At 65.2% G+C, this 17,403-nt stretch carries 4 protein-coding genes (1 of these 4 running past the window's edge); all 4 read right to left on the bottom strand.

Annotation, left to right across the window (positions count from 1 at the left end):
• Positions 1–2: 2 nt before the first annotated feature.
• Positions 3–497: a YbaB/EbfC family nucleoid-associated protein gene (locus ABZW16_RS06780; protein ID WP_354952985.1), complete on the bottom strand. Its 495-nt coding sequence runs from the start codon at positions 495–497 to the stop codon at positions 3–5.
• A 335-nt stretch (positions 498–832) separates the two neighbouring features.
• Positions 833–1,840, bottom strand: coding sequence for a hypothetical protein (locus ABZW16_RS06775; RefSeq protein WP_354952983.1), 1,008 nt, complete (start codon positions 1,838–1,840; stop codon positions 833–835).
• The gene (locus ABZW16_RS06770; RefSeq protein WP_354952981.1) at positions 1,824–2,315 is read right to left on the bottom strand and encodes a hypothetical protein; all 492 of its coding nucleotides are present in this window, start codon (positions 2,313–2,315) and stop codon (positions 1,824–1,826) included. Before ABZW16_RS06770 ends, ABZW16_RS06775 begins: the two co-directional genes overlap by 17 nt.
• A gap of 184 nt (positions 2,316–2,499) precedes the next feature.
• On the bottom strand, positions 2,500–17,403 hold the end of the coding sequence (locus tag ABZW16_RS06765; RefSeq protein ID WP_354952979.1) for an ADP-ribosyltransferase. 36,393 nt of this gene lie beyond the right edge of the window; only the last 14,904 of its 51,297 coding nucleotides appear in the window; its start codon lies beyond the right edge, outside the window — the gene reads right to left on this strand; its stop codon occupies positions 2,500–2,502.

Below are 17,403 nucleotides of genomic sequence, written 5' to 3'. Positions count from 1 at the left end.
CCTCACTTGTCGAGATCACTGACCATCGACCGGCGTTCGAACGGCTCCGAATCGCCGAAACGCGCTCCCTCGTCGTCGTATTGGCGTTCCGGGGAGTTCGGCGGCGCGGTCGACACCTTCGGCGCCACCGGCATCATGGACCGCACATCCGGCATGTCCTCGAGGAGCGCCGACAGCGGCGGCAACCGATCCTTGCGCTCCCGCAACGGCTCCATCAGCTCCCGGCCCTGCTCGCTCACCTTCCGGGCGGCGCCCTGCACCGCCTCGGTCATCGCCGCGGCGATCTCGGCGAAGGTCAGATCGCCGATATCCTCGGCGAACCGGGTCTCGATGAGAATGCCATCGGCATTGACGGTCACGCTGATTCGCTTCTGACATGCGGTAACAGTCGCGGTGAGCCGGGCGCGATCACGCTGGATCTTCGCGAGACCCGCCATTTGATCGGTGAACGCCTCCATCATCATCGCGGCATCGGCCTGCAGTCGTTCATTCACCACCAGGGGCCTCCGCATCGTAGGTCGAGCCGTAACGCAACGCCGCGCTGAACATTTGCTACCAATTGGGATTCAACACCATGCCGATCAGTTTCGAGTAATACCGGCATAACAGAGCGCCGCCGACGAGTCATAAAGGCATGACAAATGCGTCACAGCGGTAATTCCGGCGGTTACGGGAGACATGTTCGCGGGGTAATCGCTGCGGGCCCGCTCGCATTTCTTCGCACGCCAGGATAACTCGTCGTGAACGCTCATCGAACCGAGAGCGACCGGGCGAGGTTACCGGCACGGGTTCGAGACGAACGTCGAGCAGGTGACGATCCTGACGTGATCGTTCAGGCGCCTGGTTCGCCTTCCGGATACTGCACGTCACCTTCGGTGCTCACCGGATTCGACGCGGGTATTGCACGATCGATCCGCGCGGACCTCGTATGCGCGTGTACCTCGTGCCGAGGCGAATCGACGTGGTCCTCCGGAGTCAGCCGCGACACCGAGCCCCGCAGCCGCCGCGCCATCGGAGCCTGCACGGTCTCCCCGGCACGCAACGGCTGCGTCGGCTCCGTACCGCGATTCGGGTAATCCGCCCGGCGAGCCAGCGGCGCCTGCACCGTTTCCCTCACACGCAACGGCTGCGTCGGCTCTATGCCGCGATTCGGGTAATCCGCGCGCCGCGCCATCGGCGCCTGCACCGTCTCCCCCGCACGCAACGGCTCCCTACCTCGATCCGGGAGATCCGCCCGCTGCGCCAGCGGCGCCTCCCACGACTGCTCGGTACCCTCTCGACTCACCGGATCCGTGCCCGGTATCGAACGCTCGAACCGCCGCGGCGCCAGCGGCGCCTCCCTCGGCTGCTCGGTCCCCTCCCGACTCACCGAATCCGTAGCGGGTATCGAACTCTCGGTGCGCCGCAATCTCCGTGGGGCCGCATAGGTTTCGAGTCTCCCCGATTCCTCCGGGACATCGCGGCGGTCCCGGTTGCGGAGCCTGTACCGAGGCTGTTCTTGTTGCAGCACACCGCGATCCTGATTCTGCGGGCGCAGTCTCGACTGCTCCTGCTCGTTCTTCTCGAACGTGGTCGCCGAGTCCCGGAGATTCTTGGCGTTCGCCCCGAAGACCTCAGCGACCTTGGACAGGGATTCGAAGGTGTTGTTGCGGTTCTTGATATACCCCTTGTCCCCGTCGGCGAACTTGTGCCCGCTCTTGTCGTCCCCCCACGCCTCACCCTTGCTGCCGGAACTCGACTTCAACGTCTCCAGCAGCTTCTTGGTCTTGTCGGCCACATCGTCGAATTCGTTTGCCGAACGGCGCAATCCGTCCGGATTGAGCTCAACGCGATCGTTCATCGTGCTCCTCCTCCGTTGACGATGTCTGCGGTGGGACGCTGTGCAGGGGACCCCAGCCGTCGCGGCGGTCGGCCGGAGTCCCATCGGGATAGGTGCCGTCCTGCACCAGCGGCCCCTCCCCCAGCGGCGGGCCGTCCGGATTGAGCCGCTCCCACAACTCCGCCAGACTCGGCGCGCTGCCGAGCCGTGTTCCGGGCGGAACCGTGCCGGCCACCGCATCCTCGGGTGCGCCGATCCACTCCTGAACGGCGTCCCGCGGTGCGAGCCCGCGCCGGGCCGCCTCGTCGAGACGCCGCTCCCAGACCAGAAGGCAATCCAGATCGTCTCCAGCAGTGGCGAGTTGGCGCTCGAACCCCGCCGCGTGGTGCTCGGCCGAGGCCCACAGGTACCCGATCAACTGCCCCTCCCGGTGCACCGGCAGGTAGCTCAGCGACCGGCGGGTCCAGCGGCTGTAGGTGGTGGGGGGACTTGTCATGAGTACTCCGGTATAAGGATGGTCGGGTCAGCGTGGGCGTCGTGGCGCCTGATTGCGTCATTGATTCATCTCGGCCTCCTGGAGACCCCGGCGCCCGGTCCCGTGGCCCGGAAAGTGTGCCCCGGCGCGTGAATCGTGACGATAAACGAATCGACGTGCCGCATCATGGCGGCTGCCAGGTGGTTCATGCCAGGCGCTCCGCGAGTTCGGCGACAGCGTCTTCGTCGAGCAGACCCGGACGGCTGCGGGCCGCGGCGACGGCCCGCCTGCGCCTGTCGGCCGGGGACTCGCCGGGACGCCTTTCCACCCTGAGCTTCTCGAACAATCGGGACACTGGCTCATCTATCGGTTCGTCACCGATAAGTCCCTCATCGCGGAGGTGGTCGGCTATGAAGGGCACGGTGAAGTCACGATTCAAGGTGACGGCTGCGGCATAGTATTCGAGCAACCGGTTCTGCAGGGGCGCCAGTCTGAGGCCGGGCAGGGGCACGGCGGGCTCCTCGAAGGTGGTCAGACGTGCCACAAGTTCGGTGACGACAGTCTCGTCGAGCATCCCCGGATGCTCGCTGCGGGCTATGGCGACGGCCCGCCTCCGCTTGTCGGCCGCGGACTCCCCGGGGCGGCTTTCCACCCTGAGCCTCCCGAACAACAGGACTACCACACGGATTATCTGTGCTTTGTTACCGGTAAATCCGTCTTCCTGTAAACGGTCGAATATGAACGGGGCCTCGAAATCTCGATTCATGGCGAGGGCTGCGGCATAGTATTCGAGCACCTTGTTTTGCAGCGGCGGCAGCATGATGGCCGGGGGCATCGGAGGCGTTTCGGTGTCCCTGTCGAGCAGCCCCAGCCTTCGAGCTTTGGTCACGACCTCTTTACGCGGGTTGGCGAAGCCGGCAAGCCCGAACTGCTTGTAGGTATTTTTCAGGGTACCCTCCACCAGATCGTTCCGAGTGCCGGAGAATCCGTCCGCGCGCAGTCGGTCTTCGATGTCCTTATTTTTGTAACCTTGCGCGACATAGTTCAGGAGCGCCCGCTGATGAGCCGTCAGTGCGATTCCGGGTACCGGAGCCGCGAACGCGCCGCCGGTGGATGTGATTCCCAGCTGGTAGCCCTTCTCGGGGTGGTTCCGGAAGAAGGTGACGGACCGGCCGGGGACGGGTGTGGTAATGACCGAATGCCGGGTGCTCCCGGGTTGGATTACGACCTGGTTGACATGCGTGAACTCGGCGGCGATCTGCAGCCGGAACGGGAGTCCGGGGTGCGCTGCGGAGCGGTAGTCGGTGGTGCGACCGGCGCGCAGCGCGTCGATTTCGCGTTGCAGTAGCCGCCCCCGCTCGCGGTTCATATCGTCGCGGAATTCGGCGGCGCGCGCCTCTTCGGTTTCGATCGGGGTGTCACCGCGGAAGGAGGGATTACTGAAGAATTCGTAATTGTGCGCGTCCTCGTGGATTTGCTCGGCGTCGAGGTGGTCAGAGGTGATCTGGTGAGTGTAGTCCGCACGGTTGACGTCGAGATGGTTTGCGATATCGTCACGCAGTCGCTGGGGGTCGAGGCCGTGGGCGCGGGCGAAGGCGACGATCGGGTCGCGGTGGATCGAGATCCAGTGGGGTGGGGTGGGGGTGTGGATCGTGACCTGCGGCGGGAACGGGGCGTTGAGGTAGGCGCCCAGATGGGGCACGAATTGGGTTTTGTCGAGGACCCGCGAGGTAGTCGGGTTGCGGAGTTCGAAATCACCGTTGGGTTGCAGGGTGGCAGTGGTGCTGTCGGGAAGGACCAGTTTCGTGTCGGTCAGGAGCGTGAGCTGGTTCAACCGGTCGGCGAGCTCAGTGATGCCGATCTGTGCGGTCTGTCCGGAGGTGTCTGGTCCGGGGCGATGGACGTGGAATGTCGCTGCGGCGCAGGTTCCGATCTGGTCGCGGAGGAATTCCAGGACTTCGTGGCCGTAGCGAGCAGGTTCTTCGTGGCCGGAACCGTCGTGGTTCCGCGCGGTGAATCCACCGTCGGCTGCGATGGTCAGGCGCAGCCGATGAGTCTCGTTCAGATAGACGTCGTTGCCGATGCCGGTGAGGTAGATGTGGGTGCCGGGCGGGTAGTCGCCCACGCCGGTCTCCAGATATAGCACGAAGTCCGCCGGCAGGATGTCGAGGTTGGCGAAGGCTCGAGTACGTTGCTGCCGGGCAGCCGCAGGTGCGGCGGAACTGGGAGCTGTGGCAGCCTCGTTGTCGTCGGATGCCGGTGCGGCACTACGGGTCTCGTCGGTGTCACGGGCGTCGGCAGCGGGCTGGTCCGGAACGGTGTGGGAGCTACTGCCAGCGGAGCGCCCGCTGACACGACCGAATTTACCGGTCGCTCGGTACGCGGCGACGTCGGCGGGGGTCAAGCTGCCGGCCACGTCGGCGAGCGTGTCCTTCGGACGCTCGAGGCCGCCGCTGCCGGTGCGAAGCCACCGGTTTTCGGGAATACGGAGATCACGGAGTATCTCCCGAATCGCGAGATGTATCACCATTTTGGTGACATTGGGGATTTCCGGGCTCTCGATGGCACCGATAATCTCGGCGTGTGAAATTTTCCGGTAGCCGGCCTTGCAATTTTCGTAAATGTAATTGAATATAGCCTTGTGCAGCTTATCCTGCTGCTGCGGCCGCCTGGACCAGAATGCCGCCGGCCCGCCTTTCCTCCGGAATTCGGCGATGGCATCGGGATCGGTCCGGCCCTCCAGGGCGAGGGCCAGCTCTGCGACCGTGACACGCGGGTCGCCGCGGCCCTGGATATCTCGGACCCAGTCGTCTCTGGAGATCCCAAGCCGGTTGAGGACCCCCTCGGAGGCGATTCTTACTCGCGCTGCGGTGATCTCGCTGGAGTCTTTACCTTCGAATTCTTTGACACGGAGGGCAGCGGCTGTGTATTCGTAGGAGGCGGCGATAAGTTCGTCTCCGAGATTTTCGAATACATGGGCGTACACGGCTTTGTGCAGCGGATTGAGATTAGCGGGGAGTTCGTCGATCTTCGTCTGAACGATCCGTTGCTGTGCCCGCGCCCTCTCCACCAGCCTGGTGAATCCGATCTCTCGGTAAGAGTCGGCGGGGATACCGAACTCGCTCCATAGCGAACGGACACCATCCCGAACCTGTCGCCTGGAGACAGGAATTCCTATCGACTCGAGCCGGGCGAGAATTTCGTTTTCCGAGTAGCCCTTTGCGGCGCAGTGCAGTATCTCGTCTTCCAAGCGTTCCGACAGTGCGTGAGACGGTTCGGTGCGGGGGGCGGGCCCGGCATCCGGCATGTCGGTATCGGCGTCCTCGGCCGGTGGTGCGCCGATGAGGGTGTCACCGAGAGCCTTGGCACCGTCGTAGGACTGGTACAGAATTTCGTCCGCTTCACCCTCGGGGTTGTAGATGATCGCGACAGTCACGAGGCTGGGCGGGAAGTGGTGTTCCTCGAACGGGCGATCCACTCCGGTCGCCGGGTCGTAAACCCAGATCCGCCCCTCCTTGTTGTGCACGACGACGGTGTGTGCACCGATACCCCGCTCGTCGGGGCTGAGGTGGGCGTCGATGACGAAAGCCAGCGAGCCCGGCCCCAAGCCGGACAGTTCGTTGGCCACGATGCTGTGACTGTCGATGACATGGCCGTCGACGACGCGCGGGGTGATGCGCTGCAACGGCGCCCCGGCGGCGAACTCGAACTGCGGGGCACGCCAACCCGGCAACCCGGCAACGGGCCCGAGCGGCCGGAAAGCGAGGTTCGGGTTCAAGAGTTCCGCGTAACGGAAAGCCTCTGGCGCGCAGTCGTTCCCGGGCCGGGCGGCACCGCGATCGGGCCGGGCCACCGGCAGGCCGGGGTGCGGGGCGGTGCCGGTGGGGGCGCGCGGTGCGGCACCGGTGGCCAGCGCGTGCGAGCCACCATCAGCGGCCCGCCGCGGCGTTCCGGATGTGCGCCCGGCAGGCGCGCTGCGCCTGGCTGCTCGGTAAGCAGCGACGGCCTCGGAATGCTCGGCGGCAATCTTCATGAACCTCTCGAGCGCCGACCCGCGCTCGTTGTAAGAGGCCATCACGTCTTCAGGAAGCCCGAGGTCGCCGATTATCCGGATAATCGCACGTTCTACTTGCCGCTTGGCCGTCGGCTGCTGCGTGGATAAACCGGGGAGGCTCTTGCCCCTTAGATGGTCGATGATATCCCGTAAATCGATACCCACGCTATTGCGATTGCCGTAGAGATAGTGGAACACCTCGATTTCCAGCGGCAGTAGGGTCGACCATTGTGTCGCACCACCGGATTTCTGGAATGCGGCGACGGCATCCTCCTCGAGATTACCTTCCATACTCCGAGCCAGGGCTTCGATCGTGGTCACCGGATCTACACTGTGGCGATTACTGCTCCGGATCCACTTGCCTTTGGGAACACCGACTCTCGTGAGTATCTCCAGAGCAGCATCCATGACAGTGTTCCAGGTGACACCATGAAACACTCCTTCACGTTGGAGTGCGCCGGCAACTTCATTCCAGTAAGCCCCGACTTCCGAAGCAGAACCACGGGGATGGTTGTAAATGTACCCGAAAACAGCTTTGTGCAGAGGCTTCAAACTCAACGGGAGCGCGTCTAGAGTAATTTGATCGATCCGGCCCGAACCTCGAGCCCGCTCCGAAAAATCGGAGACTTGAATAGCCTTTGTGTAACCACCGCTGGAATTCGAATTGCGACCGAAGGCGTTATACAGAGACTCTGCCTGCGCTTTCACCTGCGACGGCATAAGGTCACCGAACCCGTTGTTTCGAAGGTGGTCAAGAATTTCCCGCATGCCGTACCCCTTTGCAATGCAGAGCAGTACCGCGTCTTCGAAGACCAAGGCACGGCCGGACACGCGCAGTATCCCGGAGGTACCGGGCGCCGGGTGGTGGATTTCAATGCCGGTCGGCCTGAATTGCTGGATGTGCGTGGCGAGCAGGCCTACGGTGTTGTGCGTATTGCGGGCGGGCCCCTCGGGGCGAGTGTTCGGATTGCCGGTGAGCTGGTAATGAGGGGTGAGCAGGCCGTCGACGGCGACGGTGAGGCGCAGTCTCCCCCTGCTGTCGTACACATAGATGCGAGTGCCCGGTAGGTAGTTTCCGGCTACCGCACCCGATCCGAAATATGCCGGGAACATATCGACCGGACCCCGGAACACGTCGATACGGCGAGAGGTTTCTCCGCTCGGCTCTGCGCGATGCTCACCACCCGAGGGCGGGAGGGGGCGGTGCCCTTGTATTCCGGTGACCGTATTCGTGCGGAAGCGATCGCGAATAAGTTGCAGGGCGTCCGCGCTGCCGAGGGCCGGGCCGGGCAAAAGAACCTCCGCACCACCCGTAGGACGGTAGTGCAGGGTGAACCCGTCGGCGGCAACGGTCAGCCGCAGCCTCCCGTCGCTGTCGAGCAGATCGATGGCCGTGGTGGGAGGAAGACTGGCGAGCCCGGGATCAGCGGGCGCCCGGAAAAGCTCCGGCGACAACCCGAATGTCTGGAAACCCACTTGATGCCGGGTGACAGCACTCGTGCCGGTACCCACGTCAGCGCCCGGCGGTGGAGCGCGGAGCACGGACGAATCGGTCGCGGTGGAGCGTCTGGGGCCGTAGAGAGCGTGTGCGCCTGGTCCGGCGATCCATACGGAGCTGAACTTCGGGAGGTGTTCGATGCCCACGAAGATGATGCCGCCGCGTTCGGGAATGGTGCCATCGGGCGGGGTCCGGGTGTCGTCGGAGGCATCCGATTCCGTACCGTCCGTGTGTTTCCACAGCTGCCCGCGGCGTGGGTAGGTCCAGAGCTGGTGCCCCTCGGGGGTCTGCCAGATTCTGGCTTCGGCCGTGACCCACTGCTGTGAACCGTCGGTAAAGCGGACATGCCGGTCTGCTCCGGTGGGAGACATACGGTAAATGGTCCCGTCCGGATTCTCGCGTGCTTGCGATTGGATTCGGAACTTGGGTTCACCGGGTGCCTGGCGGAATTCGGTGCGGTATTTAGTGCCGTCCGGATCCTCGCGATGATCGGTGCGGTATTCCGTGTCGTCCGGGTCGATGCGGTATTCGATGCGGTGTACGGTGCGGTCCGGCTCTGCGGCGGTACCGTCCGGATTCTCGCGGTGATCCAGCTCTTCGTAGTGTTCGATACGGTATTTGGTGCCGTCCGGATCCTCACGCCGTTCGGTGTGATAGGGGGCGGTGGTGCGGCGGGGGCCGCCCGGCGAAAGGCGGTATTCGATGCCCTCGGCCGGAGCCGGATAGCCGTACTTGTTGATGTGCGGGGCTTCCACTAGGAGCCCGTCCGGGGCGCCGCTCCGGTCGCGTGGAATACCGAGGAGCGCGTACGCGTGGTCACGGACCAGGCCGAAATCGCCCTCGTCTTCGTCGAACCGGCCGGTCGCGAGGGTGACCGTGGTTCCGCCCCGCAGCGCGCGGTCGAACCGCTCGCCGATCCATTCGGCGACGAATAGGTATTCGCGCGGCACGAGCCGCTGCTCGGCGGACCCGCCGTACATCGCACGGAGGTATGCCTCCAGGGCGTTCTTCTCGGAGGTCCACTGCCCAGGGAACTCCTCGTCCAGATACTTCCGGAAGCCAGCCGGTGAGCAGAGGTCCTCCGTGCTCACATACCGGCGCGCTCGAGCACGGGCTTCGCTGGGAGGGAGGGCATCCATGGCCTTGTCCTCGGCCCGCCGCAGGTCATGGATCTGCTGCAGCGGATTGTGGAGGAGTTCGGCGACGGCGCGGCGGAATTCGGGGTCGCCGGGACGGGATCCCGGGTTGACGCCGAGGAGTCGTTCGAGGGTGTCGGCGTCGAGGTGAAGTGGATGCAGGAAGGTGTCGTCGGCGATGGCGCTGGAGGGTTGTGGCAGTGCGCCGCGCCCGGGATGGTAGAAGGCCGTTTCGAGACGCCCGGCGGCGATGACGCGCTGAATCCCGGCGTAGCCGTTCCCCGCCCCGAACCGGATCGCCAGAGCTTTCTCGATCATGGCGACCCACAGTGGTTGTCCCGGCTTGTGGCCGGCGAAGTGCGCGTATTCGGTGCCGGGGGTCACGGGGAGGTCTTTCGTGATGAGGTCCCACACGATGGTGCCGTCGTCGGTACAGAGACGGACATAAACGGTGCCGTCCTCGTTGTCGACCAGCATGTCCTCGATCAGCTGCGGTTCGTGGTGGGCTTTCGCCTTGAGCCAGGCGATCAGGGCGCAGTCGCCTACGGCACCCTGTGAGACGTCCTCCGGTCGTGGGCGCCCGGTGGGTCCGTACAGTTTCTCCTTGCGCCGGTCGGCCAGCTTCGGCAGTTCGGGCAGGACAGTGTCCGGTGCGATAACCCACCGCTTGTCTCCGGCCCTCCTCATCCAATGCCACGATTGCCCCTGGTTCTCCCGGACGACGAGATCGGTGCCGGGCGGCACCTGGATGAGATGGTCCTTGCCGTCGGAGTCGTGGTGCAGGAAGCGGACTTCCTCCCCGACGCGCCAGGTCAGGATGCCGCGAGAATTATCCGTGCCGGGGTCGAATCCTTTCGCCAGCACCTCGGGAAGCGCGATGTGATTGTCATCCGAGATCACCAGGTTGTAGTAGGGACGACCGTGTCCGGGGGAACCGGGCGGCGGGACAACGAAATCCGCCTCCATGCGCCCGGCGCCCGGTATCTGGGCGACGTGGCCGAGGTCGTTGACGAGAGTGAGAGCACCGCGACGGCCATTGTGGAAAGGGACGCCAACGGCTTTGACCGGAACCGGGACCGGCGCGACCAGTCTCTCAATCTGTTCGGGCGTGAGGGTTTTCAGATGCTCGCGGTGTTCGGCGGGTGTGGGTTTGCTGGGAACGTCCCGGTTGTGTCGGCGGCGTGCGGGTTCGGTGGTGCCGGTCCGCTCGAATGCCTCGGTTTCTCGCTGGGTGCTTTCGATGAGGTGATTGCCGAGGTAGGTGTCGTCCGGCACCTCGACCGAATGCTGTGCCGGAACACGCCAACCCTTCCCCACCGTGACACCTTGGATCGTGACGATGGATGAATCGAGATGCGGTGCAGCGGATTTCGCCGCTGTTTCCGGTGCGGACACGTCGATCCGCGACAGCATGCCGGCGCCGGTCCCGACGCGGTGCGCGGCGGCGAAGGCCGACACCGCCGCGCTGAGCCGGTCGGGGGTGCGATTCGGGAGCACACGGCGCGGCGACAGTTCCCCCGGCTCCTGATCGATCCACACCACAGTCGCGTGATCTGGTTGTGCGCCAGCGGTTTCCGCGTGCCGCGCCGCAGCCGGGCCGACCGCCTGATACACCGCGTCGATCGACGCGTTCACCGAGGCGTGCCAGTGCACCGTCGCTGCCGTATCGACCTGGCCGAACGCGATACTCACGCTGGGACGACGACCCGACGGGTCCTGCTCGAACGAGAGCAGCCGCACCGCCGCGTCGACCCCGGCTCGCGCCGCGGCGACCGCGGACTCGAGTTCCGCGGTGTGCAGATCGGCCAGGACCGTCTTCAGATTCCCGAGCCTGCGGATCTCCGCTGCCGTCCGCTGCTCGGCGGACAACGTGCCGAACCGGGCGATCTCGAGCTGAATGTACCTGCGGTTCAAGGTATTCCGCACCGATTCCGGGATGCCCTCACCATTGCGAAGACCGGGATGGCCGGTGAGCAGGCTGGACTGGAAGCCCGGCGACAGCTCCTCGAAACGCACCGCCTCCCACCACTCGCGACCGTGCTCCTGCCACCATGCCGCCCGGTCCCGCGCGGGAAAGTCCGCGTCGTCGAAACCCCGGGGCGCCTGCGGGATGGTCATGCGGTCGTGCGGTCCCGTCGGCGCCGGACGCACGACGAGCTGGTCCCGCAGCTCCGGCTGAATGTGGCCCGCGGCCAAGCCTTCCCGCCAGCGGTCGAGTTCGGACTGCCGGTTCTCCAGGTCGTCGTATGCGGCCCGGACGAGGTCCTGCGCCGCGGTGCCGTGCGGCGTGTCCGTCAGCGCGACGTCCAGCTGAACCAATGCCTCCCGCGCGGCATCGACCAGGATCTGCCGATGCGCGACCTCGGTGCGTTCGCGGTCCAGCTCGCCGAATCGCTCCTGGGGCTCATCGGCGAAGCCGGCACGGACGAAGCCGTCGGCGAGCGCCAGGCCCTGTTGCAGCAGCCACTGCAGCGCGTAATCGTTGACCGCCGGACTCGGCAGGTAATGCCCGCTGGCGTCGCTCCACCAGGTGACGCGGCCGTCGACCGCGCGGAGTCCGCCGGCCGCGGTGACGATGCGCCCGCCGAGGAACGACGAGTGGACCTCGATATCGATATTCTCGAACCCGGCATACAGGTTGCCGAACTCGTCCATGACGAATAATGCCGTGCGCCCGGCGATTTCGGTGTCGAACGGCAGGCCGTCGGCGACCCGGAACAGTCGGCCACCGGGCCCGATGAACAGGCGGAGCTCCTCGAGCTCTTCGGAGGCGAGATAGTCGACCCGCTCGCCGATACGATCGGCCCCCATCGCCGCCCCGTGCAGCAGCGGCAGCTGCGGTGAGGCGACCACGCGGCGCAACGCCTCCGGAATATCGTCCCGCAGAACCCGTTCGTCGGCGGAATAAGTCCTGGGTGCCGGGGTCGGACCGCTCGGCGCGGTGACGAGGGCACCCTCGGCGTCCACACCGACCTCGTATCTGCCGTCGGATCCGCGGCGCACGAAAGCCGTCTCCCGCGCCGGATCGCCGACGACCTCGGATATCCGCCCATCCGGATGCTCGAGCACCACGTTCGAGCCGTAGAGATCCGCGGCCAGTCGCAGCGGCGCCTCGGCAACACCGGGTTCCGTCGAGTCCAGCTCGGCGGTGAGGTCGTAGGACGACATCAGTCGCCGCGAATTCTCCATCCACGGACCGAACTTCCGCTGCCGCCGACGGTGCCGGAACCACCCCGCCGCATCGATCCGGCGCTGCCACCGCAGATCGTCGATCTCGTCGTCCAGCTCGCGTTCCCGCTGCTCGGTGTCGTGCAGACTGCCACGGATCTGCTGGCGCATATATTCCGGCGAGGGCAGCCCCCACACCCGGGCCAGCGCGGCGAACAGCGGGTCGTAGCCGCCCTCGACCGGTTCCCAGTGCGTCGGCATGACGCGGTCGGAACTACCGGGCGTTTCGGAGGTTCCGTGGCCGGACGTCGCCGCATCACGTGCGGTCCCGGAGTCCGCGGGCTCGGATGTGTCGTGGCCGGGCGTCGCCGTGTCGCGCGCAGGCCCGGGGTCCGCGGGCTCGCCGCTGTCGTCCCGAGTTTCGCTGTGCCCCTTATCATCCGGAATCGATACCGTGCCCGGATCGCCGGAGTTGCGCGGTCCTGCGGGATGGTCGTCACCAGGCCGGTGCCCGGACTCCACGGATTCGAGAGCCGGCTGGGCGAATACGCGACCGTGATGGTCCTCGAGCGCTTCCCGCGGATCGACAGCGGGCGAATAGGTTTCGGCAGCGGGCCGAGCCGAGGGCCACGCCGCGCCCGCGTCCCGGATGTGTGATCGGTGCGGGCCGGTCGGATCGCCGGACAGGCTCAGGTGCGGCCGGTCGGGGTCGATGCCGTTGGCGCGGAGCTGATTCGATACTTCCGCATGGAAGTCGTCGAAGCCGCCGTTCCGGTGCGCGTCGAGCGCCGTGGCAATCGCGAGGGCCCGCAACCAGCCGAAGCTCTCCCGCGATTGTTCGGCGCCGAAGCCGACACCGGCCAGCACGTGCTCGGCTCCGGGCGGGACGTCCCAGTGGAACAGGTCGGCGTTGCTGCCCTGGAGCGTCCGCAACCATCCGACCACTCGATGTACCGCGGCCAGATCCCGCACGTAGACGACCAGGCCGTCCACCCGCCGCTCCATCGGGCCGGACGCCTTCACCGCATACACCCCCGGGAACCGGGCGGGCTCATCGACCACTTCGGACACGACCCGGGCGGTCAGCACGGGCCGCCCGAGACCGGACGTATTCACGTAGACCTTGAAACCAATATCCGCCCACCCCATGCCATCCGGTGCGTCCTCTCGGTTGTACTGCACGGACGGAACAGCTTCGAGTGCCAACTCGTGGGCGTTGTCCGGCGTGAGCACGCCTCCGCCTCCGATGAAGGCTGCCCGCGCGTCTCCGGGCGCGCGGCGACCGAGGATCTCCACCAGCGCGTCGAAATAGACGTGCGGATGCGCGGCCGGCTCGCCCGCGCTCGTGCCCCGGTCCGTGTATGCGAAATAGACGTCGTCCACCGTGCGCATCGACTCGCGATGGCGCCAGACGTCTCGCAGGAAGATATCCAGGTTCTCCGTGGACACCGTCGGCGCCCGCATGCCGTTGCTCGGATAGGAATCCACCCGCAGCGCCTGCAGATCATCGAACGACAGGCCCGGATACCGCGGTACCACCGAGGTGTACAGCTCGTCGAGTGTGCGTGGCCGGTCGAATATGTCCGGGAGTTCCCGAAGGACGCGCCCGAGCGCATCGCCCGCGCCGGGCGCGGCCGGCGGCAGGGCCGGTCGCGCCGGTGAGAACGGTGCACCTCCGGCCTGTCGCTGCGACGCGGTAGCGGGACCGGTCGTGCGCTCGTTGGGGGCGCCGAGCTCGGTGGTGCCCGTCCGCTCGAACTCCTCCGTCCCCCGCCGGATCGTTTCCAGCGGGTGGTCGCCGAGATAGGGCCCTTCACCGGAGCCCGACCCCGGATGTGGACCGGCATCGGAGGTGGCCGGTGCGGCGTGGCCGGGGCCCATCGATGCGGTGGCAGGTGTTGTGTCACTGGAGTTTTCGGATTCGGATTCGTGGAGACCCAGCAGCTGCCTCGGGCCGGTGGCGGGTGTGTGGTTGCGGGCGGGAGGTGCGACGACATTGCCGTTGTGGTCGGTGTAGATGACCTCGATCGTGGTGGTTTCGTGCGGGTGCTGTGGGGGGAACGCGTGGGGTGTTCGCAGGGTGCGGTCGTGGAGGATGTCGAAGACGGCCAGAGGGCCGTAGGCGGTGAAGTCGGGGGTGCGGGGGTTGCGGCGGGCCTTGGTGATGTTGACGGCGAGTAGGACGTGTGCGCCGATTCCGTGGCGGTTCGCCACGGTGTAGTTCGGAACGATATGTGCGTACACCGCGGGGGAACGGGGATCGTCGAGGAACTCGGCGATGCTGGTGTGGGCATCCTGAACCGTGTGCAGCCGGGCGTGCGGAATGCGGCTCTGGAATTCCCGGTGGGTCATACCGGCGAGGCCCGTCCGGCGAAGGCCTCGGATATCGATGCCGGAGTTACCGGTGAGCCGGGCGAAATGGGTCAGCATGCGGGGGCCGCAGTCGTAGCGCCCATCGGCGGCGGTGTATCCGATGGCACCGCTGCGGGCGGTGTCGTGAGGTTGCTGGAGTCCGGGCGCGCTGCCGTCCGAGGGTGCGCCGATGAGGACCGAGCCCAGGGCACGCGCACCATATTTGGGATGACGGCCTGTGATCGTATGTAATCCACCGGCGCGGGTGTACGCGATGGCTGCGGTCACACGACTGGGCGGGAAATGCTGCTTGTCGAAGCGGCGATCGTCCCCGGTTGCGGGGTCGTAAACCCGAATCTGCCCTTCCTGGTTGTGCAAGAGGACGATTCGCGCACCGATGAGACCTCCCGTGTGCCCTTCCATCAAGCTGATGTGGCTGTCGACGACGATAGCCAGGGATCCGGGCCCCAGGTCGGTTAGTTCGCCCGCGACAATGGTGTGGCGGTCGCCGACGGGTGCGACGATCTTCTGCAGTGGCGCGCCCGTAACGGCCTCCAATTCGGCGGGGTACCAGGCAGATTGCCCGGCCGGCCGGATCCGGATGCTCGGGTTCAGGGCCAGCGCGCGGCGCAGTACCCGCGGTGCGGCGTCGTCAGGGGGCCGAGATGTTCCGTGCTGAGGCCGGGCGACCGCAGCGCCGGGATGCGGGGCACTGCCGGAAGGCTCCGGCGGCGCAGCGCCCGCGGCGAAAACATGCGGACCACTTCCTCCGGACGACCCGGCGGCCGCGCCTGGCATGCGAGCCAGCCGATATGCGGAAAAAGCGTCGGAATGCAGTCGGGCCAACCTTGCGAATTTGACGATCATGCTCTCGTCCTTCGGCCCCTCGGCGTGGAGGACATTTTCGGGAAGTCCGATGTCGTCGAGCATCCTCTTGGTCGTATTCCTGATCTGAGTTGCGGAAACGTCGGCAAGTCCTATGCGGGCAAGGTGCGCGATGAGATCCGCCACCCTTATGTCGAGGTATGTCCCGCGGTTTCCGAAAAGATAGTCGAATATTTCATCCTTCAGGACCCGCGGCGTCCGCCACAGGGCGGTACCGCCCGACTTCCGGAAATTCGATATTGCCGCGGGTTCGAGCGGTCCCTGAATACTGCGGGCCAAGGCCGCGACCGTGGCGGCGGGATCCACGCGATCGTCACTGGAAGTCCTGATCCATTCGTTTTTAGGAACCCCGGCCCGCAAGAGTATATCCGCTATGACTGGTGATACCGTCTGGCTGGGGATTTCCCCGAGCATTTCCCCCTCGAATTCCTTGTTGCTGAGCCCAGTGGCCATATCCTTGAGATGCAAAGCCCTTTCATCGCCGGAATGTTCCCAAATATATGCATACACCGCTCTCTCCAAGAGCCCGAGATTCAACGGCAGTGCGTCGAGGGTGTCCTGATCGACCCAGTGGCTTGCCCGGGCAATCGCCGAGAATCTTTCTATTCCGACATGCCGGGCCGCACCGCCGATCGTTTTGGGAATTCCGACGGCACCATACAGCGAGTCCACATGCTTTCTGACAGCCGGCTCGGTCAGGTTGGCCACTACCGCAGCAGGTACGTCAGGAAATATGTTGTCCCGAATCGCGTTGAAGATTTCTTTTTTCGTGTAGCCCTTCACGATGCCATGGACGATCGCGTGGTTCAGGGGCCCCAAGCGTACGAAGGGAGCTGCGGCGGGGGCGGCGGGGGATGCATCATTTGCGCGGGGTGCCGGATAGTGAATTTCTATTCGACTCGGGTTGTATTCGTCGACGTATTCGCGTAGCCGGTCGAGCGTGTCGTAGAGGTCACTGGGAGGCCCGTCCGGGTAGGTGTTCGGATCCCCGGCGATACGGCGCCGGGAGGTGACGAGACCGTCGCTGGTGATGGTGAGCCGCAGTTGTCCACTGTTGTCGAAGAGATAGATGTGGGTGCCGGGCAGGTAGTCACCGGCGGCCGCATTCAACTCGAAATGTGCCGGGAACATGTCAGCAGGGTGGCGAAACACGTGGATGCGGTGCGAGCCTTCGCGTCCGGATTCGAGGTGTTGTTCGGTGTGGGTAGTCGCTTCCGTCGGCAGCCGCCCGGCTTGCCCGCGTGCCCCTGTCGACGGCGCGCTGACTCTGCCGATGGCCCGGTACTCGACAACATCGACCGGCGACAAGGCACCGACTGCTGCCGCGAATACGTCCTCCGGTTGCGCACCGCCGCCCCGGACCGCTTCGGCTCCGGGAACACCGAATTCGTCGAGTAACAGCCGAATCGCGTTACGGACCTGCCAGGCGGAAACATCTCGAAATCCTCGTTCTTCGATCGCACCGACGATCTCCGCTATAGGTATGGCTCGGTAGCCGTCTTTGAAATTCTCGTAGAAATATTCGAATATCTCCCGCTGCATACGCTTGGATCGGCTGAGCTGCGCGGGGAAGAACGCCGCGGGCCCGCCGGCTTTCCGGAATTCGATGACAGCGGCGGGGTCGGACCGCCCCCGAAGGGCACGAGCAAGGGCCGCAACCGTACCCCGGAAATTTGTCCTCCTGCCGCCACCCAGATCGATGCACTCACTCTTTGCTATCCCGAGTTTATAGACAATCCCTTCCGTTGCTATTTCCGCTTGGCCTCTTGTTATTTCGGTAGTCCGCCTGCGCTGCAGGGCGCCGATAAAGTCTTCGGAGGAAGAAGAACCATAACCATGCTCCGGATTTTCGGACAGGTGAGTAAATATAATTGTCTGCAATGGATCCAGATTCGCCGGAATCGCGTTGAGCTTGTCCGGATCAATTTGGTGTCGCGCCAGAGCCGCTTCCGCGATCATAGGGTATATAGTGGGCACGACCGCCTCAGCGCGGACCTCAAATATTGTCCGCAACGA

This window comes from Nocardia sp. NPDC004604 (assembly GCF_040609795.1).
Classification (GTDB): Bacteria; Actinomycetota; Actinomycetes; order Mycobacteriales; family Mycobacteriaceae; genus Nocardia.
Note: the sequence above shows the minus strand (reverse complement) of the source record. Positions and strands in the feature narration are given on the sequence as shown.